The organism is Cedecea selenatireducens, from assembly GCF_042138895.1.
GTDB lineage: Bacteria > Pseudomonadota > Gammaproteobacteria > Enterobacterales > Enterobacteriaceae > Cedecea > Cedecea selenatireducens.
Genome location: NZ_JBHIKW010000006.1, coordinates 208,088 through 230,955, shown reverse-complemented (window position 1 = coordinate 230,955; position 22,868 = coordinate 208,088). Strand labels below are relative to the sequence as shown.

Below are 22,868 nucleotides of genomic sequence, written 5' to 3'. Positions count from 1 at the left end.
GTACTTTCAGGCAGTTAGCGGGCTGCGGGTTGCAGCCTGACCGGTAAAATGGAATCAACTCTTAAGAAACATTCTAAGGTTATTCCCACGATAATTGCGCTGTATTTCCGTATGAAATACAGGCAACCGACACTTTGCGCCTCTCAGCAAGCGACAACCGTGAGGTTGGCGACTACGCGTTTAGTCACGAGGCCATCGGTTCACTCCCGGTTAGCGTCACCATGCCCGCAGCTCTGTCGCCAATGTAAGAATAATGAGTAAGTTACGATGAAAAGAATGTTAATTAACGCAACTCAGCAAGAAGAGTTGCGTGTCGCCCTTGTAGATGGGCAGCGTCTGTACGATCTGGACATTGAAAGCCCGGGACACGAACAGAAAAAAGCAAACATCTATAAAGGCAAAATCACCCGTATTGAACCAAGTCTGGAAGCGGCGTTTGTTGATTATGGCGCAGAAAGACACGGCTTCCTTCCTCTGAAAGAAATCGCCCGCGAATACTTCCCTTCGAATTACGCTTCCCACGGCCGTCCGAACATCAAAGACGTTCTGCGCGAAGGTCAGGAAGTCATAGTCCAGATTGATAAAGAAGAGCGTGGTAATAAAGGTGCGGCCTTAACGACCTTTATCAGCCTTGCGGGTAGCTATCTGGTTCTGATGCCAAACAACCCTCGCGCCGGCGGCATTTCACGTCGTATCGAAGGGGATGACCGTACCGAATTAAAAGAAGCGCTTTCTTCCCTTGAACTGCCGGACGGTATGGGCCTTATCGTACGTACCGCAGGCGTGGGTAAATCTGCAGAAGCGCTGCAGTGGGATCTGAGTTTCCGCCTGAAGCACTGGGAAGCTATCCAGAAAGCCGCTGAAAACCGCCCTGCTCCTTTCCTGATTCACCAGGAAAGCAACGTTATCGTTCGCGCCTTCCGCGACTACCTGCGCCAGGACATCGGCGAAATCCTGATCGACAACCCGAAAGTGCTTGAGCTGGCTCGCCAGCACATTGCCGCGCTGGGTCGCCCGGATTTCAGCAGCAAAATTAAGCTCTACACCGGTGAAATCCCGCTGTTCAGCCACTATCAGATTGAGTCGCAGATTGAGTCCGCCTTCCAGCGCGAAGTCCGTCTGCCGTCCGGTGGTTCTATCGTCATTGATACCACCGAAGCCCTGACCGCCATCGACATCAACTCCGCGCGAGCAACCCGCGGCGGCGATATCGAAGAAACCGCCTTCAACACTAACCTTGAAGCGGCCGATGAAATTGCCCGTCAGCTGCGCCTGCGCGACCTCGGCGGCCTGATTGTTATCGACTTCATCGACATGACGCCGGTTCGCCACCAGCGCGCGGTTGAAAACCGTCTGCGTGAAGCGGTGCGTCAGGACAGAGCACGTATCCAGATCAGCCACATCTCACGCTTTGGCCTGCTGGAAATGTCACGTCAGCGTCTGAGCCCGTCTCTTGGCGAGTCCAGTCACCACGTGTGCCCTCGCTGTAGCGGTACCGGCACCGTACGTGATAACGAATCCCTGTCGCTCTCCATTCTGCGCCTGATCGAAGAAGAAGCGCTGAAGGAGAACACCAAAGAAGTTCACGCTATCGTGCCTGTGCCGATTGCCTCTTACCTGCTGAACGAAAAACGTGATGCGGTAAGCGCGATTGAAAAACGCCAGGGCGGCGTGCGCGCGATTATCGTGCCAAACGATCAGATGGAAACGCCACATTACTCCGTACTGCGCGTGCGTAAGGGCGAAGAAACCCAGACTCTGAGCTACATGCTGCCTAAGCTGCATGAAGAAGAGATGGCGATGCCTTCTGAGGAAGAATACATCGAACGTAAGCGTCCTGAGCAACCGGCTCTGGCGACCTTCGTGATGCCAGAAGTGCCGCCTGCGCCGCAGGAAACCGCCGCGGTTGAACCTGCAGTAACGGCCGTGAAGCCGGCCGCAGTCAAACCAAAAGCAAACGTAGCCGAGCAGCCTGGTCTGGTTAGTCGTTTCTTCTCTGCACTGAAAAAACTCTTCGCCGGCGACAGCGCCGTGGCCGAAGTGAAAGAAGTGAAGGAAGAAAAAGCGACTGAATCTGATACCCAACGTCAGGATCGTCGCAACAATAACCGCCGTCAGAACAATCGCCGCGATCGTGGCGATCGTAATGAGCGCGGTGACCGCAACAACCGCGATCGCGATAACCGTGACAATCGTAATAACCGCGATGACCGCAGCGGTGAAGGCCGTGAAGCTCGCGAGCCGCGTGAGGGTCGTGACGACAACCGCCGTAACCGCCGTAACGGTCAGCAGCAGAATACGGAATCCCGTGAAGTTCGCCAGAACGTTGCTACTGTCGTAGACGATGCTGAAAAACAGCAGAAGTCCCGTGACGAGCAGCAGCCGCGTCGTGAGCGTAACCGTCGTCGTTCTGATGAAAAACGTCAGGCTCAGCAGGAAGTGAAAGCGCTGCAGCAGGACACTAATGTTGTTGAGCAAGAAGCCGAGCAGGAAGAGCGTTCCCCGCTGATGCAGCGCCGTAAGCCGCGCCAGCTGAGCCAAAAAGTTCGCTTTGAATCTGCTGATGCACCTGTAGTAGAAGAAACTCAGGCTGCACAGGTCATCACCGAGCAGGCTCCGATTGCACTGCCAGCGGTTGTTGAAGCTCCGGTTAATGCCGAGCAGCAGGATGAAAACGCAGAAAACCGTGAAACTACCGGCATGCCGCGTCGTTCACGCCGTTCTCCACGTCACCTGCGTGTGAGCGGGCAGCGTCGTCGTCGTTACCGTGACGAGCGTTACCCGGCGGTATCTCCAATGCCGTTAGCAACCGCCTGCGCATCTCCGGAGCTGGCGTCTGGTAAAGTGTTCATCACCTACCCTATTGCTCGTCCACACGATCAGGTTGCTCAGGAAGAAGTATTCCAGTCTCACGAAGAAGTTCAGCACACCAACGTTGCTGAGGCCGCGGCCATTGAAGCCGTAGCCCCTGTCGCCGACGTGCAGGTTAGTGAGCCTGTGAAAGCAGAAGAGACCGTTGTTGCGCCAGTCGCGGTTGAAACAACGCATCCGGAAGTCATCGATGCGCCTGTTACCGAACAGCCACAGCTGATTGCCGCTGCGGATGAAGCCGTCGCCGAAGAAACCGTTGCACAAGCTGAACCTGTCCAGGAAGAAGCTGCCCAGGCGGTTTCGCAGGCAGCTGAAGTTAGCGAACCTGCTCCGGTTGCTGAAGAAGCGCCAGCGGCAGCAGAAGCGCCGGTCGCGGTGGTTGAAGAAGTGAAGCCCGTGGTTGAAGAAGTGAAACCTGTGGTTGAAGCGGCACCTGCGGTAGAAGCAGAGCCGGTGAAACAGGCGGTTAAAACCGAAGCAGCAGTCGCCGTTAAGCACGCTACGGCGCCTATGACCCGAGCTCCGGCTCCGGTATACACCCCTGAAGCACCTCGCAATAGCGAATGGGTTCGCCCGTCCTTCGAGTTCAGCGGTAGAGGTTCTGCCGGCGGCCACAGCGCGAGCCAGCAGGCTACTGCGCCAGCGACACGCCCAGGCAAAGCGGACTAACTTCCGCGCAGCATACTAAGCCGGTCAACTGACCGGCTTTTTTTTGCCCTTAATTCAGTACTTATAACGTGGTAGCTATCTACCCACTAAAGATGCATTTGAAATGCACATTATGATAAACGCCACGCCAATTTGTATGATGTAATACCTGCGGAACTTGTTGAGGAGAAACACCATGCTCCCGATCCCCGCCAACTGCATTCACACCCGCTCGTCCCCTTTCTGGGATAAAGAGTCTGCTCCGGCAGGTCTTTTTCAACGTCATCTGGACAAAGGCACCCGTCAGGGCGTCTATCCGCGCCTGACCGTCATGCGCGGTAAAGTTCGCTATCTGGGCTATGCCGATGAGACCACGCCCGAGCCGGAAACAGAACTGATAATTGAAGCCGGCCACTTCGGCGTTTTCCCGCCGGAGAAATGGCACCACCTCGAACTGATAACCGAGGATGCGGTATTCAACATCGACTTTTTTGTGGCCCCGGAAGTTCTCCGTTCACTGTAACGACAGAAGGAACCTTATTATGCTGACCATCCCACAAACCTATCTGCATACCCGTGCAACGCCGTTCTGGACCAAAGAGACGGCGCCTGCCGCGTTGTTCACCCATCACAACACCAAAGCCGGGGTTTTTGGTCGGCTTTCGGTGATGCAGGGTGCGGTGAAATACTTTGGTTTCCCGGATGCGGATGCCACGGTTCCCGACGTGGAAATCGTGATTGAAGCCGGAGCCTTTGCTATCTCTCCGCCGCAAAAATGGCATCGTATTGAGCTTTTGACCGATGATACTTATTTCAATATCGACTTCTTTGCCGCGCCTGATGCCAAGCTGGAAGGCACCGGCCTGGGTAAAGTGGTGAACAGCCAGAGGAACGCGTAATGGGCAAAGCAACGTATACCGTCAGCGTGACCAACAACAGCAACGGCGTTTCGGTCGACTACGAGACCGAATCCCCCATGACGCTGCTCATCCCGGACGTGGCCGCCGAAGTAGTGAAAGACCTGGTAAATACCGTGCGCGCCTACGACACGGAAGACGAACACGAAGTGTGCGGCTGGTGAATTTTCGCTAAAAAAAAGCCCGCTCCGGGGTGCGGAAGCGGGCATATAAAGCGCGTTCAGTTTCATAACGCGCCCAAAACGGTAAAGCCTATCGACTATTCAACTGGAAAAGCGACATGCCTTGCATATCGGTGAAGACTTTATAAGAGGCCTGTAAGGCGGCCTGCTGCTGCACATAGTTAGACACGGTTGCGGTCCAGTCTGCGCCCACCAGTTGACTCATCTGATCGGTCTGCGCCAGCGCTCGCTCACTGCCTAAATCATCCAGCTTGCTGAGCTCATTCAGCTGGGTACCTAACTCCGCACGCACGGTCGACACATTGCTCAGGGCATTCCCCAGGCCACGGTTTGTTTTGGCGACAGCGGCATCAAGGGCTTTTTTACCCGCATCATCCAGCCCGGCTGTCGGCGTTTTCAGCGCCTTGATAGCAGAGTCCAGCATGTTGAAGATATTGGTCTCGCTCGGTGAACCATCAGGTTCAGGCGTCGCGTTACTGGAGATATGGTTAAAGACTTCATCGCCGGTATGACCGATAGTCATAGTACGCGCGGAGTCAACCTGCTGGGTAATCGGGATAGTCCCGCCGTTGTAGGTCACACTCCCCGCCGCCCCGGTAAACGGTGCTGCCTCGGTTTTATAACCGGCAAAAATATAGCGACCGTTGCCGTCAGTACTGTTAGCCAGGTTTAAGATTTGATTGCGTATACCTTCGAGATCGGTTGCCAAAGACGCCCGATCGTCATCACTCAACGTCCCGCTGTTTGCGGCATAAACAATCTTTTCCTGCGCGCTTTGTATTGAAGAGACCGTTTGCTGAAGCACGCTCTCTTCCAGGGAGACCTTCTGAGTTGCAAACGTCCTCGCCAGTTTGTACTGGTCATTCATGGACTGCGCCTGGGAAAGCACTACCGCCTGAGAAGCCGCGATCGGATCGTCCGACGGGCGGTTCACTCGGTTACCGGTGCTCATCTGCTCGCCATAGCTCAACCATAAACTCTGCGAGTCGCTAATGCCGCGCATGTTCTGGTCATACAACATTTGGGTACTGATACGCATGACGCTGGCTCCCGTTAACGAATATTCAGCAAGGCATCAAACAGCGTTGACGCAGTCTGGAGGACCTGGGCGTTGGCCATGTAGTACTGCTGATAACGCTGCAGGTTGCCGTACTCTTCGTCGAGGTTAACGCCTGAGATAGACTGCTGCTGCTTCGTTAGCTGCGTAACCACGTTGCCCTGAGTGGTGCTGGTGACCTTCAGGCTGGCCGTTTTATTCCCCACGTCGCTGACCAGGGTAGCGTAGGCGTCATTGAAGGTCTTATTGCCTTCAATCTGCTTCGAGTTTTGCAGATCAAGCATCGCCTGAGCATTACGGTTATCGCTCTTGCCCGAGGCAGGATCGCTTGCCAGCGCCAGCTTAGCTTCGTCTTTGATGGCCAGGTTCATGTTCACCACGGCATCAGAAACCGGTTTTACGGTAAAGCTTTCATTGTTGGCAGGCGTGCCGCTCACGCCAACTTTCAGCCCGTCAAAGTTCAGGCTTACGTTGCCGCCTGCGTCCGTGGTGGTGCCCGGATTGATATTGGCATTGTCAGACAGGCGGGTCACTTTCCAGCTACCGCTCACGAACTCAACCTTATAATCGCTGGCCTGTACCTGCTTGCTGTCGGTGATGGACGCCGTCAGTTGCGTACCGCTGGTATTACGGCTGTTGCTCAGTACGGTTGGGCCGCCAATCGTGAACAGGTTGGTGCCTTTGTCTCCGTTAGCATCATAACCTTGGGTATGCTGGCCGTTCATGGCCGCCGCAAAAGCCTGTGCCATCTGGCCGAGACGGTTACGCGCGCTGTCCAGGTCCTGAGAACGGAAGGTAAACAGGCCGCCAAGTGAGCCGGAGTTCAGCTGGCTTTCCGGAATTTCAACTTTACCGGCGACAGGATCGACAAACGCAACGGTCGTGCGGGAGGGATCCGCGCTGGAGTTAACCGCAGCCAGCTGGTTAGCGGTATCGCCCTGCACCAGCGTCAGGCCATTGCCGATAGACACGTTATAGGTGCCGCCGTCCTGCACGCTGACTTCGACGCCGACGATTTGGTTGAGCTGGCTGACAAGCTGATCGCGCTGATCCAGCAGGTCATTCGGCGCTGAACCCGCGCCCACGCCCTTCAGGCGCGAAATCTGGTCATTCAGGTTGGCAATCTGTTTGGCGTAGGTGTTGATTTGGTCAACGCTGCTGGTGATAGACAGGTTTACCTGCTTATCCTGATCGCGCAGATACTGGTCGGTCACCTTAAACTGGTTTACCAGGCCATCCGCTTTACCCAGCAGAGCCTGACGTGCCGCCGGATCCTGAGCATTACTGGTCAGCGTCTGCAGGCCAGAGAAGAAATCCTGCATGGTTTTGGACAACGAGTTAGTCGTCCCGGACAGGATGTTGTCAATTTTTGACATCTGCTGGTACTGCGTCGTCAGCCCGCTGCTTTGCGTTTGTGCCGCTCGCAGCTGGTTGGTGATAAACGAGTCATATTCACGCTGTATGCCGTTAACATACACGCCATTGCCCACATAGCCGCCCCCGGTCAGGGTGCTTTTTGACTGGGACAGAATCGTCGTCTGGCGGGTATAACCGTTTACGTTATAGTTAGAAATATTGTTGCCGACGGTGCTTAATGCTGCCTGGGCAGCACTCAGGCCGCTCATGGCGCTGTTAATCAGGCTATTGGACATGAAGGTTCCTTCATAGCGTGTGGTCAAAGGTTCTGCTGTTTATTATCGGCAGCAGGCCACGAGACTTGAGTCTCTTCAGAACAAATTTGACAAATCGGTGCTGTAGGCTTTGGAAACCTTGTCGCTCATTGATTTCAGCTGCTGGATCATGCCGGTCAGCTTACGGGCGTAATTAGGATCCGTGGCGTAACCGGCGTTTTGCAGCGCCTGAGCGCCCTGCTCTGCGGAAGCTGCGTTCGTCACGGCAGCGTAGCGCGGGTTTTTCGTCAGCAGGCCAACGTAGTCCGAAAGCGCTTCAAGGTACGAGCTGTAAACGCGGAACTTCGCTTTGACCTTCTTCGCCTCACCGTTTTCAAACTCGGTGGTGGTGATTTCGGTGGTCGCCCCTTTCCAGCCCGGCGTCGCTTTGACGCCAAACAGGTTAAAGCTAGGCTCGCCTTTTTCGGTACGGATTTGCCTCTGCCCCCAGCCGGACTCCAGCGCCGCCTGCGCCAGTATCAGGTGATGAGGGATGCCGCTCGCCTCACTCGCCAGACGAGCCGGGAGCGAGAGCTGCGCCAGGAAGTCTTTGCTGTCTCCGCTCATCGGCTCTTCGTTTGAAGGCGCGCGCGGCACGGCCTGACGCACCATCTGCGTCAACGTCTGATTTTGATAGCTGGTAACGGTTTGCGGATCGAGCTTCATTGGGATCTGGCCCGCCGTCTCGGACGGATCGGCCTGCTCACCGCCCATTTGTTTGACCATCGCATCCGCCAGCCCCAGCCCTTTCGCGCTAAGCTGCTGGGCAATCTGCTGGTCATACATGCTGGTGTACATACGGGTGGATTCGCTGCTGAAAATTCCGTCTTTCGGCAGCGCCTCACGCATGCTTTTCAGCATCATCTGCACGAACATGCCCTCCACCTGATGAGCCACCTCTTTCAGGTGCCCTTTCGGATCCTGTCCGGCCTTCGCCTTTAAATCATTCAGCGAGTTAGCGTCAAAAGCGGCATTGGCAAGTGAACGGGCATCAGTAAGCATCAGATGATTTCCAGTTTCGCGCGCAGGCAGCCTGCGCTTTGCATTGATTGCAGGATAGACATCAGATCGATTGGCGTGGCACCCAGCGCGTTCAGCGCGCGGACGACATTGTTCAGGTTGGCGCTGGAATTCACGCGCTGTACCGAGCCACCGCTCTGACGCAGATCGATCTGCGTTTGCGGCGTTACTACGGTCTGACCGCCGCCAAATGGCGTATTAGGCTGGCTGACCTGGTTTTGACGGTTCACCGTGACGGACAGATTTCCCTGCGCGACGGCGCAGTTATCCAGCGTCACTTCACGGTTCATGACCACCGAGCCCGTACGGGAGTTAATTACCACGCGGGCATCCTGAACCGGCATGTTGACCTCAAGGTTCTGGATATCTGCCAGCAGGCGAACCTGCGAGCTGCCGCCGCTTGGCACGCGAATTTGAATGGTACGGCCGTCCAGCGCCGTGGCGCTGCCAAAGCCGCGTGAACGGTTAATGGTGTCGGTAATCTGCTGCGCGAGGCTGAAGTCATCGTCGTTAAGCTGCAGATTAAGGGTATTGCCATTGCCAAAGGTACCGGCCAGCTCGCGCTCGACGACCGCGCCACCGGTGATACGCCCGCCGTTAAGCTGGTTCACCTGCACGCTGCTGCCGCCTGCGGCAGCGCCCGCGCCGCCGACCAGCACGTTACCCTGCGCCAGGGCATAAACCTGGTTATCAACGCCCTTAAGCGGGGTCATTAACAGCGTACCGCCGCGCAGGCTCTTGGCGTTACCCATTGAGGAAACGACAACGTCGATGTTCTGCCCCGCCCGCGCGAACGCCGGATATTTGGCGGTCACCATAACCGCCGCCACGTTTTTCAGCTGCATATTGGTGCCGGTCGGCACGGTGATGCCCAGCTGGGAAAGCATGTTGTTCAGGCTTTGGGTGGTGAACGGCGTTTGCGTCGTCTGGTCACCGGTGCCGTCGAGCCCGACGACCAGGCCGTAGCCTATCAGGGAGTTTTCACGCACGCCCTGCACGGTCGTCAGGTCGCGGATACGGTCAGCTGATGCATACGCCGTTACCAGCAGCACAACCAACCCAAATAAATATTTAACCATGGTACCCCTCGCTTACATCGGCGATACGTTAAGGAAGAAGCGCTGCAGCCAGCCCATGTTCTGCGCTTCATTAATGTAGCCGTTACCGACATACTCAATTCGGGCATCCGCCACCTGGGTCGACGCAACGGTGTTGCTGCCGCTGATGGTGCGCGGGTTCACTACGCCAGAGAAGCGGATAAATTCGGTTCCCTGGTTGATGGCTATCTGTTTCTCACCCACGACGTGCAGGTTACCGTTCGCCAGCACCTGGTCGACGGTCACCGTCAGGGTGCCGCTAAAGGTGTTGCTGGCATTGGCGCCGCCTTTGCCGTTAAAGCCATTGCTGCCAGAGGCATTCAGGTCAGCTTTCCCATTCCCCAATAGCCCTGCGGCGAAGGTCGGCACGGTATCAAAGCCAAGGGCCGATTTGCCGTCGCGGCTGGCATTCGCCGAAGAACTTTTACTGGCGCTAACATTTTCCTGAAGCTGGATGGTTAAGGTGTCGCCGATATTACGCGGGCGACGGTCTTCAAACAGCGGCTGATAGCCGTAGTTCATCGGCTGTGCGGTCTGGAAAATTGACCCGTTGATCGCTGGCGCAGGGCCAGGCACCGGCTGGGCGGTAGTCGCACCTTCAACCAGCGGTTTAGTAGGCACAAGGGCGCAGCCGCTTACGGCAAACACCAGACTCAGGACAACAGGACGGAGCACCATTGGGTTTTGCATTGCTTTCATCTTCAGGTCACGGCAGCCGGCGCGCTTTCACGCGCCGGCACACGCCTTACATTTGCGTCAGTTTTTGCAGCATCTGGTCGGTCGTGGAGACCGCTTTGCTGTTGATTTCGTAAGCGCGCTGAACCTGGATCATGTTCACCAGTTCTTCAGCAACGTTGACGTTTGAGGTTTCAACGTAGCCCTGATACAGCAAACCTGCGCCGTTCAATCCCGGCGTGGAATCGTTTGGCGCACCGGATGCCTGGGTTTCGGTGTAAAGGTTCTCACCGATACTTTCCAGGCCGGTATCGTTCATAAAGGTCGTCAGGTTAAGCTGGCCAACCTGCACCGGAGCGGCCTGCCCCTGCAAGGTTGCGCTCACCACGCCGTCACGGCCGATAGTCAGGCTCAGGGCGTTTGCCGGCACGGTTATCGCCGGCTGAACCTGGAAACCGCCCGCCGTTACCAGCTGGCCGTTCTGGTCAACCTGGAAAGAACCATCGCGGGTGTAAGCAGAGGTGCCGTCCGGGAGTAAGACCTGGAAGAAGCCTTCGCCTTTGATCGCCACGTCCTTGCTGTTGTCCGTTTTAGACAGGTTGCCCTGGCTGTGCAGACGCTCGGTTGCGACCGGGCGAACGCCGGTACCAATCTGCAAACCTGACGGCAGCGTTGTTTGCTCAGAAGACTGGGCGCCCGGCTGACGAATGGTTTGGTAAAGCAAATCTTCAAACACGGCGCGTTGACGCTTGAAACCGTTGGTGGAGACGTTTGCCAGGTTGTTGGCAATCACATCCATATTGGTTTGCTGTGCATCAAGACCCGTTTTGGCAATCCATAAAGAACTGATCATGGTTGAATCCTGTAATAAGTGAGCCGGACGTTAGGTCATTTGCAGCAGCGTGTTAGCGCGCTGTTCATTGTCATCAACGTTCGAGATAACTTTCATCTGCATCTCAAAACGACGGGCGTTGGCTATCATGTCCGCCATCGCTTCCGCCGGTTTGACGTTGCTGCCTTCCAGTACGCCGGACATCACCTTAATGGTAGGGTCCGCCTGCAGTACCGCACCGCGTGTAGCCTGGGCGGTGGCGTTTAAACGGAAAAGTCCGTCATCGCCGCGCACCACTTCCTGCTGCGTGGCTTTCACCAGCTTCAGTCGGCCAATCGGTGACACGGTATTCGGCGGGTCGCCGGGGTTCAGCGCGGAGATGGTTCCATCCGCGGCAATGGTCACCTGCGAGCCTTCCGGCACCGCGATAGGGCCACCGTCGCCGATAACAGGCCGGCCGCCGATGGTCAGCTGACCGGCAGGGCTTACCTGAATGTTACCGTTACGGGTATAGGCTTCCCCGCCCTCCTGCGTCTGCACCGCCAGCCAGCCATCCTGCTGTAAAGCAACGTCCATCGGGCGCGAGGTGTAGTCCATTTGACCCGGCGTCATATCTGCCCCTGGCGTTGAGGCAATGACGAGGGTACGGGTTGGCAGAGAAAGCCCTTCAACCGGAACCGCACGCAAAGCGTTAAGCTGCGCGCGGAAGCCCGGAGTCGAAGCGTTCGCCAGGTTGCTCGCCGTGACTGACTGTTGATTCAGCGTTTGGCTGGCAGCGCCCATGGCGGTGTAGATTGCATGATCCATTAAGCCGTTCCTTCAGGCGCTTAGCGCAGGTTAACCAGGGTGTTGAGGATCTGGTCCTGGGTTTTGATGGTCTGCGCGTTCGACTGATAGTTACGCTGCGCGACGATCATGTTCACCAGTTCTTTACTCAGATCCACGTTCGAAGACTCCAGCGCACCGCTGGTCAGCGTCCCGAAGTTACCGGTGCCCGCGAGGCCCAGCAGCGCAACGCCGGAGGAGTTGCTCGCGGTCCAGACGTTATCGCCCTGAGACTGCAAACCTTCAGGGTTAGCAAAGTTGGACAGCACAATTTGCCCCAGGAGCTGGTTCTGCTCGTTGGAGTAGTTGCCGACCACGGTGCCATCATCGTTAATCTGGTAAGAAACCAGGTCACCCGGCTTATAGCCGTTTTGCAGGGTGGCAACGATGTTGTTCGCGCCGGTGTTCTGCTGCATGGAGTTCTGGAAGCTCAGCGCAAAGCTGGCAGGCGTTGCGCCGTTGGTCACGCCGGTCGTCACGTTGATGCTGGTTGGCAGCGTGTTCGGGTTTGGAATCGGGTCGGCGGCGTTGGCAGTAATACCCTGCAGGTTGCCGTTATTGTCGAAACGCATAAACCCTGCTGGAGTTGCCGTTGAACCCGCAACAGAGGAATCCTTGGTATAAACTGCCCAGGTATTATCCGCGCTCTTCACGTAGTAAATGTCCATGCCGTGGGCGTTACCCTGGCTGTCATAGACGGTTACCGTGCCCTTCTTGTTGTAGCTATCCGCTTTGGTCGGATCAAACGGCGTAGTGGCTGGCAGTTTGTCGGTAGAGTTGAGGTTGATCTGCTGGGACGCCGTGGTGGTGGATTTTGCCGCCATCAGGGTATTCGGCACAGACAGCCCTACCGGGTTTGCGCCCTGCTGAATGGTTGGCGGGGTGCCGGTGGCCGGGTAACCGGTCAGCTGCAGGCCCTGCATGTTCACCAGGTTGCGGTTTTCATCCAGCTTGAACTGACCGTTACGGCTGTAAAAAACGGAGCCGGAGCTGTCGACCAGGCGGAAGAAACCGTTCTGGCTGATAGCCACGTCCAGGCCACGGCCGGTGCTGGTGGTTGTGCCGTCGCCAAAGTTTTGGGTCACGCCCGCAACTTTAACGCCCAGGCCCACTTTAGAGCCTGCAAACATGTCGGCAAAAGAGACCGAGCCGGATTTAAAACCGTAGGTGGCGGAGTTGGCAATGTTGTTACCAATCACGTCCAGGTTGGTGGCCGCAGCATTTAAGCCGCTGACCGCTTGAGAAAACGCCATGTCTTACTCCTGCTAAGGTTATAGGCTTAAATAATTTGCCTGATTGCATCAAGGGTCGTGGAACCGTAGGTTCCGAGATCCAGCTTCGCGCCATCTTTGCCGTTGATAACGCCGTTCACCATGGCGAAGTTCAGCGGCTGAGCCACCAGCTGCGTCCCGCCGTTGGTAGCATTGATTGCTACGGTATAAGAGCCGTCCGGCACGTTAGTGCCGTCGTTGGCGCTGCCGTCCCAGGTAAAGGTGTGAACCCCGGCGCTCAGGCCGCCAATCTCGATGGTGCGGACCACTTTGCCGTCCTTATCAGAGATCGTCGCGGTGACTTTATCCGCCGCCTGCTGCAGCTCAACGCCAAACGGCGTGGTGCTGATGGTGTTGGTTTTGGAGTCCGTGCCTGCCAGCACTTTGTTGCCGGGGATCATGACGCCGTGACCAATCAGGGCGCTCGCCTGCAGAGACTGGTTCTGGTTCAGCTGGCCGGAGACAGAACCCAGCGTGGTGTTGAGTTTTTCGATGCCGCTCACGGTACTGATCTGCGCCAGCTGCGTGGTCAGTTCGTTGTTCTGCATTGGGTTGGTCGGATCCTGGTTTTTTAACTGCGCCACCAGCAGGGTCAAGAAGCTCCCCTGCAGGTCTGCCGCGCTGTTGCCCGTCAGGCTGTTTTTGGATGCGCCAGCCGTAGGATCAACATTGTTAGTCGGATCGTTCATTTTGACTGCAAGGGACATATAGGCTCCTGTTACTGACCGAGAGTGAGCGTTTTCATCATCATGCCCTTCACGGTGTTGAGCACCTCGACGTTGGCCTGGTAGCTGCGGGAGGCAGACATGCTGTTCACCATCTCGCCGACCACGTCTACGTTAGGCATACGCACGTAGCCGCGCGCGTCTGCGAGCGGGTTGCCCGGCTGGAAAACCAGCTTGTCCGGCGCATCGCTCTCCACCACTTTGGTCACTTTAACGCCACCGGTCGCTGCACCAGGTGCTGCGTCCACCTGAAAAACGACCTGTTTTGCGCGGTAAGGCTGGCCGTCTGGCCCGGTCACGCTGTCGGCGTTGGCGAGGTTACTTGCCGCCACGTTCATACGCTTGGACTGGGCGGTCATAGCCGAACCGGCGATGTCGAAAATATTGAGTAAGGCCATCGATTATCCCTGTAGCACCGACATCATGCTTTTGATTTGCCCGCCAAGCACCGTGAGGTTTGTTTGGTAATTCAGGCTGTTATCGGCAAACTGCGTACGTTCGCGGTCCATATCGACGGTGTTGCCGTCCATTGCAGGCTGGTCTGGTACGCGGTAGAGGAGATCGAGCGACGGAGTGGAGTGGGTCTGGGCCGGAATATGGCGAGCCGAAGTCAGCGCAAGCGACATGCCGCCCCCTTCAACGCGTCCGCGCTCCATCACTTTTTTCATTTCACTGGCAAAGTCGATATCGCGCGCCTGAAAGCCCGGCGTGTCGGCATTGGCGATATTCGCGGCCAGGATCTCTTGACGCTGGGCACGCAAATTAAGCGCTTCCTGCTGAAATCGCAGTGCGGCGTCCAGTTTATCGAGCATGCTTCCTCCATGGTCCATAGAATTAGGAATCGTCCGAAAGCTTAAAGCGCCTTACGCGTACGCGATGGGTGGAATAAGCGCAAAATACGTCGCTATTTGTCGCCTTGATCAAAACGACTCACGGTTAAAATCACCGCAACCTGAGAACGGAGAAGCGCGATGATAAGCCTGAAAATCTGGAGCGGCGTAGCAAGTTTGCTGGTCAGCCAACTGGCCCTGGCGGGTACGCTCGATCTGCCGCTGACGCAGTATTTCCAGCAGCGGCTGGCGGGGATCAGCGATGACGTCAGCGTCAACGTGAAAACGCCAGACGGCCAGCTTCCCGCCTGCCCTCAGCCCGAATTCTCAACGCCGGGAAATGCAAAGCTGTGGGGTAACGTGAGCGTCATGGCGCGCTGCGGCAGCGACAAACGCTTTATCCAGGTTCAGGTCATTGCCACGGGCGATTACGTCGTCGCCAGTCGGGCAATCGCGCGCGGCGCAAGAATCGACCCCGGCAGCGTAGAGTTAAAACGGGGCCGCCTTGACCAACTCCCCCCAAGAACTATGATGAGTCTCGACCAGGCCACCGAGGCGGTGTCACTGCGGGACATTGCCCCCGGGCAGCCGGTTATTCAGTCGATGGTGCGCCAGGCCTGGCGGGTAAAAGCCGGCCAGCAGGTTCAGGTGATTGCCTCCGGCGAGGGCTTTAGCGTCAACGGTGAAGGTAAAGCGCTGAACAACGCCGCGGTGGCACAAAATGCCCGCGTTCGTATGTCTTCAGGGCAGGTGGTAAGCGGGAAGGTTGATGCTGATGGGAATATTCTGATTAATCTATAATCTTTTTAAAGATTCCGCGGCGACTGCCGATAGTACTATCAATTAATAATACTGACTGGCTCTTACGCCGCGAGCCCCTCGATGAGGAGAGAACAATGAGCATTGATCGCACGTCGCCACTGAAACCGGTAAGCACCGTACAACCGCGTGAAACCAGCGATCCACAGACGCTGAAAAGCCGTCTGGAAAAATCCGCAACCGCCAACAGCACCAGCGTAAAGTTAAGCGATGCGCAGGCTAAACTGATGCAGCCAGGCAGCGGCGATATCAACATGGAACGCGTTGAAGCCCTGAAGACGGCTATTCGTAACGGCGACCTGAAGATGGATACCGGCAAGATCGCCGATGCGCTGATCCAGGAAGCCCAAAGCTATTTGTCGAGTAATTAACGGTGAGTCGTCTGTTAGAAGTGTTGGACCAAATGACCGCAGTGCTGAATTCACTGAAAGAGGTGATGGACGCTGAACAGCTGCAGCTTTCCGCAGGCCAGATAAACAGCAATGCGCTGCAACGTATAACTGAAGATAAAAGCTCGCTGCTGGCTACGCTGGACTACCTGGAGCAGCAGCGTCGTGCGGAGCAAAATGCCGGGGCGGTCACCAGCCTGGACGTCAGCCAGCGCTGGCAGACGATTACGCAAAAAACCCTGCATTTGCGGGACATTAACCAGCACAACGGTTGGTTACTGGAAGATCAGATGGCCCGCAATGAGCAGGCTATTGCCGTGTTAAAACCGCATCAGGCGCCGGACTTCTATGGTGCCGACGGGCAGGCAACGTCGCAGGGCAACCGCGGCGGTAAAAAAATCACTATCTGATTTTCCCACCAGATGAAAACTGCTGGTCAACGCTCTCCTTGACCAGCAGATTGTTTATTTCAGCGATTTCAAGACTTTTACCGTAGCCTCAATATCAATCTCATCTTCTGAGAAGAGATGCGTTTCGCCCTGGAACGTGGTGACGGCCAGTTTTTTCACCGTACGCATTTCACCCTCTTTTTTCTCAGCCTTCGGGCGAATACTGTTCATCAGCAGGCCAACCGACAACACCGCGTTTTCTTTATCGATCTTGCCGTCTGCCGGCTGCTCTTCGCTGTACACCACGTAAGATTTGATCGAGGTGATTTTAAGACGCTCGCCGGCGATAAAGAGATGCTTGCTCTCCGGCTCAACCTTCACGGCAAAGGCCGACAGCCCTTTGTTATTGGTTCCCGGCTCGAAGGTCACCGACGCATCCTTTTTGATAAGCTCCGGATTGGCGACTTTAATCACATGGAAGTAACGGTTCTCGCCGTTTTCATCTTTGATAAATCCGAAGCCTTTGTCTTCGAACCAGGTTGTGATTATTCCTCTCATCGCTCTTTCACCTAATTAACCTTTCAACATATAAAGAATAGGGTGACCTGACGAAAGCGTCATCCACCCAGAAAAAATCAAAGCGTGCGGCGGGCGAAATCTTTCAGCCTGAAGCCCAGCAGCAGCAACGTCGCAAAATAGGCGACCACGCCCGCCACGACAACCGCCATCAGCCGCAGCAGTCGATAAGGCATATTGCCTAAATCCCAGGCAGGCATGACGTACATCAGCCCAACCAGCACCGCGGACATCACCACCACCGCTGCCACCAGGCGCAGTAGGAACGGCGCCCAGCCCGCCTGCGGCTTGAAGATATCCTGTTTACGCAGCTGCCAGTAAAGCAGCGAGGCGTTAATACAGGCCCCCAGACCAATCGACAGCGAAAGCCCGGCGTGTTTCAGCGGGCCGATAAACACCAGGTTCATCAGCTGGGTCAAAATCAGCGTCACGATGGCTATCTTCACCGGCGTTTTAATGTCCTGCCGTGAATAGAAGCCCGGCGCCAGCACTTTCACCACGATAAGCCCCATCAGGCCGACGGAGTACGCGACCAGCGCGCGCTGGGTCATCAGGGCATCAAAAGCAGAGAATTTGCCGTACTGGAACAAAGACACGGTCAGCGGTTTGGCCAGGATACCCAGCGCCACGGCGCTCGGCAGCGCCAGCAGGAAACAAAGGCGCAGGCCCCAGTCCATCAGGCGCGAGTATTCATCGTGGTTGCCGGTGGCAAAGCTCTTCGCCAGCGACGGCAGCAAAATTGTGCCTAACGCCACGCCCAGCACCCCAGAAGGGAACTCCATCAGGCGGTCGGCATAATACATCCAGGAGACCGAGCCGGACACCAGGAAAGAGGCAAAAATGGTATTGATGATCAGCGAAATCTGGCTGACGGAAACGCCAAGAATCGCCGGCCCCATCTGCTTGATAACCCGCATCGCACCGGCGTCTTTAAAGCTGATGCGCGGCAGCACAAGCATGCCGATTTTCTTCAGGTGCGGCAGCTGGTAGGCCAACTGCAATACGCCGCCCACCGTTACCGCCCAGGCCAGCGCCAGAATCGGCGGGTTAAAGTGCGGGGCAGCAAACAGCGCAAAACCAATCATGCTGAGGTTGAGGAAAGTCGGGGCAAACGCCGGGACCGAGAAACGGTTCCAGGTATTCAGGATGGCCCCCACCAGCGACGCCAGCGAAATCAGCAAAATATACGGGAAGGTGATACGCAGCAGGCTTGAGGTCAGCGCGAATTTATCCGCAGTGTCGGCAAAGCCCGGGGCGGTAACCAGAATAACCCACGGCGCGGCGAGCATGCCGAGTACGGTGACCAGCGCCAGCGCCAGGGTCAATAGTCCCGAGACGTAGGAGACAAACACGCGGGTAGCGTCTTCACCCTGTTTACTCTTGTATTCGGCCAGAATCGGCACAAACGCCTGAGAGAAAGCGCCCTCGGCAAAGATACGGCGCAGCAGGTTCGGCAGCTTAAATGCCACGAAGAAGGCGTCCGTCGCCATTCCTGCCCCAAATACCCTCGCCACAATAGCGTCGCGTGCAAAGCCAAGCACGCGTGAAAACATGGTCATCGAGCTGACGGCCGCCAGCGATTTTAATAGGTTCATTTATTCTGTTATTCCACAAACATGAACGCCTGCAATGCAGGCGTACATGGATGATGACAAGTCGGCATAGTCTACCGATACGGGGCCGAATTGCTACCGTGATATGTTACAGCTTATTCGTTAATCGCCTCGCGCCAGAGCTTGTCCACGACGCGCTGCGCCAGCAGGGCCTGCTCGCCGGAGGTTTCCGGAACCGTCTGATTCGCCACGCAGTCGATAAAGTGACGGGCGCAGCCTGCAAAACCGCGCTGTTCCAGCGTTGTTTGCCAGCCCGGAATCGGCTGTTCGACTATCCCTGCCCCACGCTCCTCCTGCCACTGGCGCATGTCGGTGACTTCATACAGCCCGCCGTCCGTCACCGCCTGAACCCACTCGCGCTGGCTCCCGGCCCGGCGATGCATGCTGGTCGTTATCGTCAGATTGCCCTGGCTGAAATGGTGCTCGGCATACAGCATCTGCCCCAGCTCGTTGGTCTGCAGCGTCCCGCTTTGCAGCTGGGCATTTCCGCCCCCAAGCCACAGCGCGGTATCCACCACGTGGAGATAGTCATCCAGCAGGGTGAAGCGCAGATCGTTCGGGCCAACGCTGTCGCTGCGATGTTTATCCATGCGAAGGGACGCTGCCCCTGCGGACAGCTTTTCTTTTAATTGCTGATAGCGCGGGGCAAAACGGCGGTTAAAGCCCACCATCAGGGTAAGTTTTTTACGTGCGGCAAGCTCCACCAGCCGCTCGGCATCGGCCAGGTTTTCCGCTAAAGGTTTATCCACGCAGACGTTAACGCCGGCGTTGAGCAGCTCGCTTACCACCGCAAAATGCGAACTGGTGGCGCTATGCACAAACACGGCATCGCACCGGGCTGCCAGGTTGCTCAGCGAGTCGATATAAGGAATGCGCCAGGTTTCACACACCGGCAATGCTTTTGCTTTGGTCGGCGAAAATGCCCCCACCAGCGACCAGTCGTTGGATGCGCCAAGAACCGGCAGCCAGGCTTTCTGCGCGATACCGCCCAGCCCCACCACGCCAACGCGTAATTTCGTCATCGTTAATCTCCCAGATGCGCGAGCAGGGAATCCAGCCGCTGTTTTAGTTCGGCAACTTCAGCCTCCAGCGCGTCCACTCTCGCATGGAGCGAGTCTGAAACCGGACTTACGTTTTGCTCCGCCATCGCAGAAGCATCGACCTCCCCGCTAAAGAGATGCATATAACGGCTTTCACGCTTCCCCGGCTCGCGAGGCAGACGCACAACAAACGGCCCGTCATCACGGCCTGCAAGCCCTTCCAGCGTGGCTTCTACCTGAGCCATATCGGTGAACTCAAACATTCTCCCGGCACGGCTGCGCAGCTCACCCGGCGTTTGCGCGCCCCGCAGCAGCAAAGTGGTGATAACCGCCACTTCCGCCGGGTTCAGCTTCAAATTACCAAACTCTGAATTGCAAAAGCGTTGTTCGTATTTGGTCACGCGGTTGCCAAACCCGCTCACGGTGCGCAGATAATGATTTTTCAGCAACACATCCAGCGTGTCCTGGACGTCGTGCTCTTTCAGCTCCATCACCGGTTCACGGTTGGTTTTCTGGTTGCAGGCGGTGACGACGCCGTTGACCGACATGGGATACTGCTCTGGCGTAGTGATTTGCTTTTCCAACAGGCTGCCAATCACGCGGGCTTCAACCGCCGTTAACTGATATTTCATTTTTAAACTCCACGACCTGGGGTCCAGTCTTTATTGACGAGCGCGGTCAGAACGTGGTCCCGCCACACGCCGTCAATCAGCAAATAATCCTTGGCGTAGCCTTCTTTCTCAAAGCCCAGGCGCGTCAGCAGGTCACCGCTTCGCTGATTATGCGGCATATAGTTGGCCATAATGCGGTGCACGTTCTGGCTACGTTGCATATAGCGAATAGCGCTGGTCAGCGCCTCATGCATTAACCCCTGCCCCTGCCATTTTTCGGCGATGGAGTAACCGAGGTAGCAGGCATGGAACGAGCCGCGCACAACGTTGGAAAAGTTAGCCACGCCGATGACTTCTTTTTCTTCCGGATCGAGCAGCGCAAAGTAATACGCGCTGCCCTGCTTGTGCATTTCATTGATCATGCCAAGCCTTGCCTGCCAGCCTGACGGATAACAGTAGCTTTCATCCCGAATGGGTTCCCAGGGTTTCAGAAATTGGCGATTTTCGGTGTAGTAATCCGCCATACGCCAGGCATCTCGCTCATAAACCAGACGCACCACCAGTCTGTCGGTCACCAGGCGAACTTTCGGTGCATTATTGCGGTAGCCAAACATGTTTATCCCACTCCTTCATCCCGCTTCTCGGGGCTCATCTTATTACTATACCTGTGCCTGGCCGCCGAGTGAAAACAACAACATGAAGCAACATCATTTTTTTCGATTAAAGAGTTAAATCAAACTCGTTGCACGATAAAAAAATATTGTCCTGCACCTTGTGTCAAAAGCTCGGACGGCAGGCGAGAATAAGTCTCTGTCACGTTTAATTAAGTTCCCTGGAGGGGAGATGTCCCGGGTGGCGCAGGCAAGGAGCCTGGGTAAATATTTCCTGCTGCTTGATAACATGTTAGTGGTATTGGGCTTTTTCGTTGTCTTCCCTTTGATTTCCATCCGCTTCGTTGACCAGTTAGGCTGGGCCGCATTGATGGTCGGGATTGCCCTGGGTCTGCGTCAGTTTATCCAGCAGGGGCTGGGCGTCTTTGGCGGCGCTATTGCCGACAGGCTCGGTGCTAAACCGATGATCGTCACCGGCATGCTGCTGCGCGCCGCCGGGTTTGCCACCATGGGGATCGCCACCGAACCGTGGATGCTGTGGCTCTCGTGCCTGCTCTCCGCCATCGGCGGGACGTTGTTTGACCCTCCCCGCTCGGCGCTGGTCGTCAAACTGGTTCGCCCTCAACACCGGGGCCGCTTCTTCTCGATACTGATGATGCAGGACAGCGCTGGCGCGGTTATCGGCGCCCTGCTGGGGAGCTGGCTGCTGCAGTATGATTTCCGCCTGGTGTGCGCCGTGGGTGCGGTGATGTTCGTGCTGTGCGCAGCGCTTAACGCCTGGCTGCTTCCTGCCTATAAGCTTTCGACCATCCGCACGCCAATGCGTGAAGGCATGGGGCGCGTATTCCGCGACAAACGCTTTATTACCTATGTGCTGACGCTAACCGGCTATTACATGCTTGCGGTGCAGGTCATGCTAATGCTGCCGCTGATGGTGAACGATATAGCCGGTACCGCATCGGCGGTGAAATGGATGTACGCCATTGAAGCGGCGCTTTCGCTGACGCTGCTCTACCCTATCGCCCGCTGGAGCGAAAAGCGCTTCCGCCTTGAGCAACGCCTGATGGCCGGGCTGGTTTTGATGACGGTCAGCCTGATGCCTATTGGCCTTACCTCGAGCTTACAGCAGCTTTTTGCCCTGATTTGTACCTTCTATATCGGCTCGATTATTGCCGAGCCCGCCAGGGAAACGCTGAGCGCCTCGCTGGCCGATGCCCGCGCGCGAGGCAGCTATATGGGGTTCAGCCGTTTAGGGCTGTCGCTGGGCGGCGCGCTGGGCTATACCGGCGGCGGCTGGCTGTTTGATGCGGGGAAAGCGCTGCAGCAGCCGGAGCTGCCCTGGGCGATGCTCGGGATTATCGGCTGTATTACCCTTGCCGCGCTCTGGTGGCAGTTCAGCCTCAAACCGGTTGAACCGACGATGTTCGAGCCCGGTGGCCAGGGGTAAATCCCCCCTTTCATCTTTTTCCTGTAGCCGCTAACGCCGGGCCGCATTATGCTGATTAACGCAAGGCACGGCATTGGAGCCGCTATTTTGAGGAAGCCTATGAAGAAGATTGTTTTTGCCGCAGCATTGATGCTTAGCGGCCTGCTGTCAGGATGCAACCAGTTAACGCAGTACAGCGTGAGTGAACAGGAGATCAACCAGTCGCTGGAAAAACACAATAACTTCGCAAAAAACATTGGCCTGCCCGGCGTGGCAGATGCCCACGTAGTGTTAACCAACTTAGTCAGCCAGATTGGGCGGGAAGAGCCGAATAAAGTCACCCTGACCGGCGACGCCAATCTGGACATGACGTCGCTGTTTGGCAATCAGAAAGCCACCCTGAAGCTGAAGCTGAAAGCGCTGCCGGTGTTCAATAAAGAACAAGGCGCTATCTACCTGCAGGAAATGGAAGTGGTGGATGCTCAGGTTGAGCCGCAAAAAATGCAAACCGTGCTGCAAACCATCGTGCCTTACCTGAATCAGTCTCTGCGCAGCTACTTCAATCAGCAACCGGCCTATGTCCTGAGTGAAGATCGCAGCAAAGGCGAGTCACTGGCGAAGAAATATGCCAAAGGCATTGAAGTGAAGCCCGGTGAAATAATCATTCCTTTAACGGACTGATAGCCTCCCTCTCAGGGCAGTTTTCTGCTCTGAGAGTTTTGTACAACATAAGTGGTGCAAACGATAACGTTTCCCCTTATCCTTAGTGCCCGG

The 22,868-nt window shown here is 56.3% G+C and carries 25 protein-coding genes; 9 read left to right on the top strand and 16 right to left on the bottom strand.

Going from position 1 to position 22,868, the window contains the following annotated elements:
- Nucleotides 1-267 precede the first annotated feature (267 nt).
- The 4 genes from rne (at nucleotide 268) to ACE38U_RS12435 (ending at nucleotide 4,600) form a co-directional block, all read left to right on the top strand.
- Nucleotides 268-3,540 carry a ribonuclease E gene (gene rne, locus ACE38U_RS12450; protein ID WP_375529839.1) on the top strand — a complete coding sequence of 1,091 codons (3,273 nt, stop codon included), beginning with the start codon at nucleotides 268-270 and terminating at the stop codon, nucleotides 3,538-3,540.
- 175 nt (nucleotides 3,541-3,715) lie between these two features.
- Nucleotides 3,716-4,042 carry a TehB family protein gene (locus tag ACE38U_RS12445; protein ID WP_038473658.1) on the top strand — a complete coding sequence of 109 codons (327 nt, stop codon included), beginning with the start codon at nucleotides 3,716-3,718 and terminating at the stop codon, nucleotides 4,040-4,042.
- Between the two features lie 19 nt (nucleotides 4,043-4,061).
- Nucleotides 4,062-4,418 carry a TehB family protein gene (locus tag ACE38U_RS12440; RefSeq protein ID WP_038473660.1) on the top strand — a complete coding sequence of 119 codons (357 nt, stop codon included), beginning with the start codon at nucleotides 4,062-4,064 and terminating at the stop codon, nucleotides 4,416-4,418.
- The gene (locus tag ACE38U_RS12435) at nucleotides 4,418-4,600 is read left to right on the top strand and encodes a DUF1869 domain-containing protein (protein ID WP_038473663.1); all 183 of its coding nucleotides are present in this window, start codon (nucleotides 4,418-4,420) and stop codon (nucleotides 4,598-4,600) included. The genes ACE38U_RS12440 and ACE38U_RS12435 overlap by 1 nt, the downstream gene beginning before the upstream one ends.
- A gap of 88 nt (nucleotides 4,601-4,688) precedes the next feature.
- Here the strand turns inward: ACE38U_RS12435 and flgL are convergent, their stop codons facing one another.
- The 11 genes from flgL to flgB all read right to left on the bottom strand — a co-directional run bounded on the left by flgL (nucleotide 4,689) and on the right by flgB (nucleotide 14,602).
- Nucleotides 4,689-5,657 carry a flagellar hook-associated protein FlgL gene (gene flgL / locus ACE38U_RS12430; RefSeq protein ID WP_375529838.1) on the bottom strand — a complete coding sequence of 323 codons (969 nt, stop codon included), beginning with the start codon at nucleotides 5,655-5,657 and terminating at the stop codon, nucleotides 4,689-4,691.
- 14 nt (nucleotides 5,658-5,671) lie between these two features.
- Nucleotides 5,672-7,327 (bottom strand): flagellar hook-associated protein FlgK, encoded by a 1,656-nt coding sequence (flgK, locus tag ACE38U_RS12425; RefSeq protein ID WP_038473668.1) that lies wholly within the window; start codon nucleotides 7,325-7,327, stop codon nucleotides 5,672-5,674.
- 75 nt (nucleotides 7,328-7,402) lie between these two features.
- Nucleotides 7,403-8,347: a flagellar assembly peptidoglycan hydrolase FlgJ gene (gene flgJ, locus ACE38U_RS12420; protein ID WP_038473670.1), complete on the bottom strand. Its 945-nt coding sequence runs from the start codon at nucleotides 8,345-8,347 to the stop codon at nucleotides 7,403-7,405.
- The gene (locus ACE38U_RS12415; protein WP_038473673.1) at nucleotides 8,347-9,444 is read right to left on the bottom strand and encodes a flagellar basal body P-ring protein FlgI; all 1,098 of its coding nucleotides are present in this window, start codon (nucleotides 9,442-9,444) and stop codon (nucleotides 8,347-8,349) included. The genes flgJ and ACE38U_RS12415 overlap by 1 nt, the downstream gene beginning before the upstream one ends.
- Before the next feature lie 12 nt (nucleotides 9,445-9,456).
- Complete coding sequence (locus ACE38U_RS12410) at nucleotides 9,457-10,152, bottom strand: flagellar basal body L-ring protein FlgH (RefSeq protein ID WP_144244084.1); 696 nt, start codon at nucleotides 10,150-10,152, stop codon at nucleotides 9,457-9,459.
- Nucleotides 10,153-10,207: 55 nt separating this feature from the next.
- Complete coding sequence (gene flgG / locus ACE38U_RS12405) at nucleotides 10,208-10,990, bottom strand: flagellar basal-body rod protein FlgG (RefSeq protein WP_038473679.1); 783 nt, start codon at nucleotides 10,988-10,990, stop codon at nucleotides 10,208-10,210.
- Between the two features lie 30 nt (nucleotides 10,991-11,020).
- Nucleotides 11,021-11,776, bottom strand: a complete 756-nt coding sequence (locus ACE38U_RS12400; RefSeq protein WP_038473683.1) for a flagellar basal-body rod protein FlgF — start codon at nucleotides 11,774-11,776, stop codon at nucleotides 11,021-11,023.
- Nucleotides 11,777-11,796: 20 nt separating this feature from the next.
- Entirely contained in the window at nucleotides 11,797-13,047 is a 1,251-nt protein-coding gene (gene flgE / locus ACE38U_RS12395) for a flagellar hook protein FlgE (RefSeq protein ID WP_038473686.1), read from the bottom strand.
- Between the two features lie 26 nt (nucleotides 13,048-13,073).
- Nucleotides 13,074-13,772 carry a flagellar hook assembly protein FlgD gene (gene flgD, locus ACE38U_RS12390; RefSeq protein ID WP_038473689.1) on the bottom strand — a complete coding sequence of 233 codons (699 nt, stop codon included), beginning with the start codon at nucleotides 13,770-13,772 and terminating at the stop codon, nucleotides 13,074-13,076.
- Between the two features lie 11 nt (nucleotides 13,773-13,783).
- Nucleotides 13,784-14,188, bottom strand: coding sequence for a flagellar basal body rod protein FlgC (gene flgC / locus ACE38U_RS12385; protein WP_038473694.1), 405 nt, complete (start codon nucleotides 14,186-14,188; stop codon nucleotides 13,784-13,786).
- A 3-nt stretch (nucleotides 14,189-14,191) separates the two neighbouring features.
- Nucleotides 14,192-14,602: a flagellar basal body rod protein FlgB gene (flgB, locus tag ACE38U_RS12380; RefSeq protein WP_038473701.1), complete on the bottom strand. Its 411-nt coding sequence runs from the start codon at nucleotides 14,600-14,602 to the stop codon at nucleotides 14,192-14,194.
- Between the two features lie 159 nt (nucleotides 14,603-14,761).
- Here flgB and flgA point away from each other — a divergent pair, with 159 nt between their 5' ends.
- The 3 genes from flgA (at nucleotide 14,762) to flgN (ending at nucleotide 16,238) form a co-directional block, all read left to right on the top strand.
- The gene (gene flgA, locus ACE38U_RS12375) at nucleotides 14,762-15,421 is read left to right on the top strand and encodes a flagellar basal body P-ring formation chaperone FlgA (RefSeq protein WP_176981120.1); all 660 of its coding nucleotides are present in this window, start codon (nucleotides 14,762-14,764) and stop codon (nucleotides 15,419-15,421) included.
- A 95-nt stretch (nucleotides 15,422-15,516) separates the two neighbouring features.
- A complete protein-coding gene (flgM, locus tag ACE38U_RS12370) occupies nucleotides 15,517-15,810 on the top strand; it encodes a flagellar biosynthesis anti-sigma factor FlgM (protein ID WP_038473707.1) in 294 nt (97 codons plus the stop codon).
- A 2-nt stretch (nucleotides 15,811-15,812) separates the two neighbouring features.
- Nucleotides 15,813-16,238: a flagella biosynthesis chaperone FlgN gene (flgN, locus tag ACE38U_RS12365; RefSeq protein WP_038473709.1), complete on the top strand. Its 426-nt coding sequence runs from the start codon at nucleotides 15,813-15,815 to the stop codon at nucleotides 16,236-16,238.
- A 54-nt stretch (nucleotides 16,239-16,292) separates the two neighbouring features.
- Here the strand turns inward: flgN and ACE38U_RS12360 are convergent, their stop codons facing one another.
- The 5 genes from ACE38U_RS12360 to rimJ form a co-directional block, all read right to left on the bottom strand.
- A complete protein-coding gene (locus ACE38U_RS12360; protein WP_038473712.1) occupies nucleotides 16,293-16,775 on the bottom strand; it encodes a cold-shock protein in 483 nt (160 codons plus the stop codon).
- A 77-nt stretch (nucleotides 16,776-16,852) separates the two neighbouring features.
- Complete coding sequence (gene murJ, locus ACE38U_RS12355) at nucleotides 16,853-18,388, bottom strand: murein biosynthesis integral membrane protein MurJ (protein ID WP_038473714.1); 1,536 nt, start codon at nucleotides 18,386-18,388, stop codon at nucleotides 16,853-16,855.
- A 113-nt stretch (nucleotides 18,389-18,501) separates the two neighbouring features.
- Nucleotides 18,502-19,428, bottom strand: coding sequence for a Gfo/Idh/MocA family protein (locus ACE38U_RS12350; protein ID WP_375529837.1), 927 nt, complete (start codon nucleotides 19,426-19,428; stop codon nucleotides 18,502-18,504).
- 2 nt (nucleotides 19,429-19,430) lie between these two features.
- On the bottom strand, nucleotides 19,431-20,078 hold the full coding sequence (locus ACE38U_RS12345) for a YceH family protein (protein ID WP_038473719.1): 648 nt from the start codon (nucleotides 20,076-20,078) through the stop codon (nucleotides 19,431-19,433).
- 2 nt (nucleotides 20,079-20,080) lie between these two features.
- Nucleotides 20,081-20,671, bottom strand: a complete 591-nt coding sequence (gene rimJ / locus ACE38U_RS12340) for a ribosomal protein S5-alanine N-acetyltransferase (RefSeq protein WP_038473722.1) — start codon at nucleotides 20,669-20,671, stop codon at nucleotides 20,081-20,083.
- A 229-nt stretch (nucleotides 20,672-20,900) separates the two neighbouring features.
- Here rimJ and mdtH point away from each other — a divergent pair, with 229 nt between their 5' ends.
- Both mdtH and ACE38U_RS12330 read left to right on the top strand, forming a co-directional pair.
- A complete protein-coding gene (gene mdtH / locus ACE38U_RS12335) occupies nucleotides 20,901-22,115 on the top strand; it encodes a multidrug efflux MFS transporter MdtH (protein ID WP_038473725.1) in 1,215 nt (404 codons plus the stop codon).
- A 99-nt stretch (nucleotides 22,116-22,214) separates the two neighbouring features.
- Complete coding sequence (locus ACE38U_RS12330; protein ID WP_375529836.1) at nucleotides 22,215-22,775, top strand: lipoprotein; 561 nt, start codon at nucleotides 22,215-22,217, stop codon at nucleotides 22,773-22,775.
- Nucleotides 22,776-22,868: the final 93 nt, after the last annotated feature.

Bases quoted from the DNA above. Each gene is read 5' to 3' on its own strand.
- rne (WP_375529839.1), top strand. From the start codon at position 268: ATGAAAAGAATGTTAATTAACGCAACTCAGCAAGAAGAGTTGCGTGTC.
- ACE38U_RS12445 (WP_038473658.1), top strand. From the start codon at position 3,716: ATGCTCCCGATCCCCGCCAACTGCATTCACACCCGCTCGTCCCCTTTC.
- ACE38U_RS12440 (WP_038473660.1), top strand. From the start codon at position 4,062: ATGCTGACCATCCCACAAACCTATCTGCATACCCGTGCAACGCCGTTC.
- ACE38U_RS12435 (WP_038473663.1), top strand. From the start codon at position 4,418: ATGGGCAAAGCAACGTATACCGTCAGCGTGACCAACAACAGCAACGGC.
- flgL (WP_375529838.1), bottom strand. From the start codon at position 5,657: ATGCGTATCAGTACCCAAATGTTGTATGACCAGAACATGCGCGGCATT.
- flgK (WP_038473668.1), bottom strand. From the start codon at position 7,327: ATGTCCAATAGCCTGATTAACAGCGCCATGAGCGGCCTGAGTGCTGCC.
- flgJ (WP_038473670.1), bottom strand. From the start codon at position 8,347: ATGCTTACTGATGCCCGTTCACTTGCCAATGCCGCTTTTGACGCTAAC.
- ACE38U_RS12415 (WP_038473673.1), bottom strand. From the start codon at position 9,444: ATGGTTAAATATTTATTTGGGTTGGTTGTGCTGCTGGTAACGGCGTAT.
- ACE38U_RS12410 (WP_144244084.1), bottom strand. From the start codon at position 10,152: ATGCAAAACCCAATGGTGCTCCGTCCTGTTGTCCTGAGTCTGGTGTTT.
- flgG (WP_038473679.1), bottom strand. From the start codon at position 10,990: ATGATCAGTTCTTTATGGATTGCCAAAACGGGTCTTGATGCACAGCAA.
- ACE38U_RS12400 (WP_038473683.1), bottom strand. From the start codon at position 11,776: ATGGATCATGCAATCTACACCGCCATGGGCGCTGCCAGCCAAACGCTG.
- flgE (WP_038473686.1), bottom strand. From the start codon at position 13,047: ATGGCGTTTTCTCAAGCGGTCAGCGGCTTAAATGCTGCGGCCACCAAC.
- flgD (WP_038473689.1), bottom strand. From the start codon at position 13,772: ATGTCCCTTGCAGTCAAAATGAACGATCCGACTAACAATGTTGATCCT.
- flgC (WP_038473694.1), bottom strand. From the start codon at position 14,188: ATGGCCTTACTCAATATTTTCGACATCGCCGGTTCGGCTATGACCGCC.
- flgB (WP_038473701.1), bottom strand. From the start codon at position 14,602: ATGCTCGATAAACTGGACGCCGCACTGCGATTTCAGCAGGAAGCGCTT.
- flgA (WP_176981120.1), top strand. From the start codon at position 14,762: ATGATAAGCCTGAAAATCTGGAGCGGCGTAGCAAGTTTGCTGGTCAGC.
- flgM (WP_038473707.1), top strand. From the start codon at position 15,517: ATGAGCATTGATCGCACGTCGCCACTGAAACCGGTAAGCACCGTACAA.
- ACE38U_RS12360 (WP_038473712.1), bottom strand. From the start codon at position 16,775: ATGAGAGGAATAATCACAACCTGGTTCGAAGACAAAGGCTTCGGATTT.
- murJ (WP_038473714.1), bottom strand. From the start codon at position 18,388: ATGAACCTATTAAAATCGCTGGCGGCCGTCAGCTCGATGACCATGTTT.
- ACE38U_RS12350 (WP_375529837.1), bottom strand. From the start codon at position 19,428: ATGACGAAATTACGCGTTGGCGTGGTGGGGCTGGGCGGTATCGCGCAG.
- ACE38U_RS12345 (WP_038473719.1), bottom strand. From the start codon at position 20,078: ATGAAATATCAGTTAACGGCGGTTGAAGCCCGCGTGATTGGCAGCCTG.
- rimJ (WP_038473722.1), bottom strand. From the start codon at position 20,671: ATGTTTGGCTACCGCAATAATGCACCGAAAGTTCGCCTGGTGACCGAC.
- mdtH (WP_038473725.1), top strand. From the start codon at position 20,901: ATGTCCCGGGTGGCGCAGGCAAGGAGCCTGGGTAAATATTTCCTGCTG.
- ACE38U_RS12330 (WP_375529836.1), top strand. From the start codon at position 22,215: ATGAAGAAGATTGTTTTTGCCGCAGCATTGATGCTTAGCGGCCTGCTG.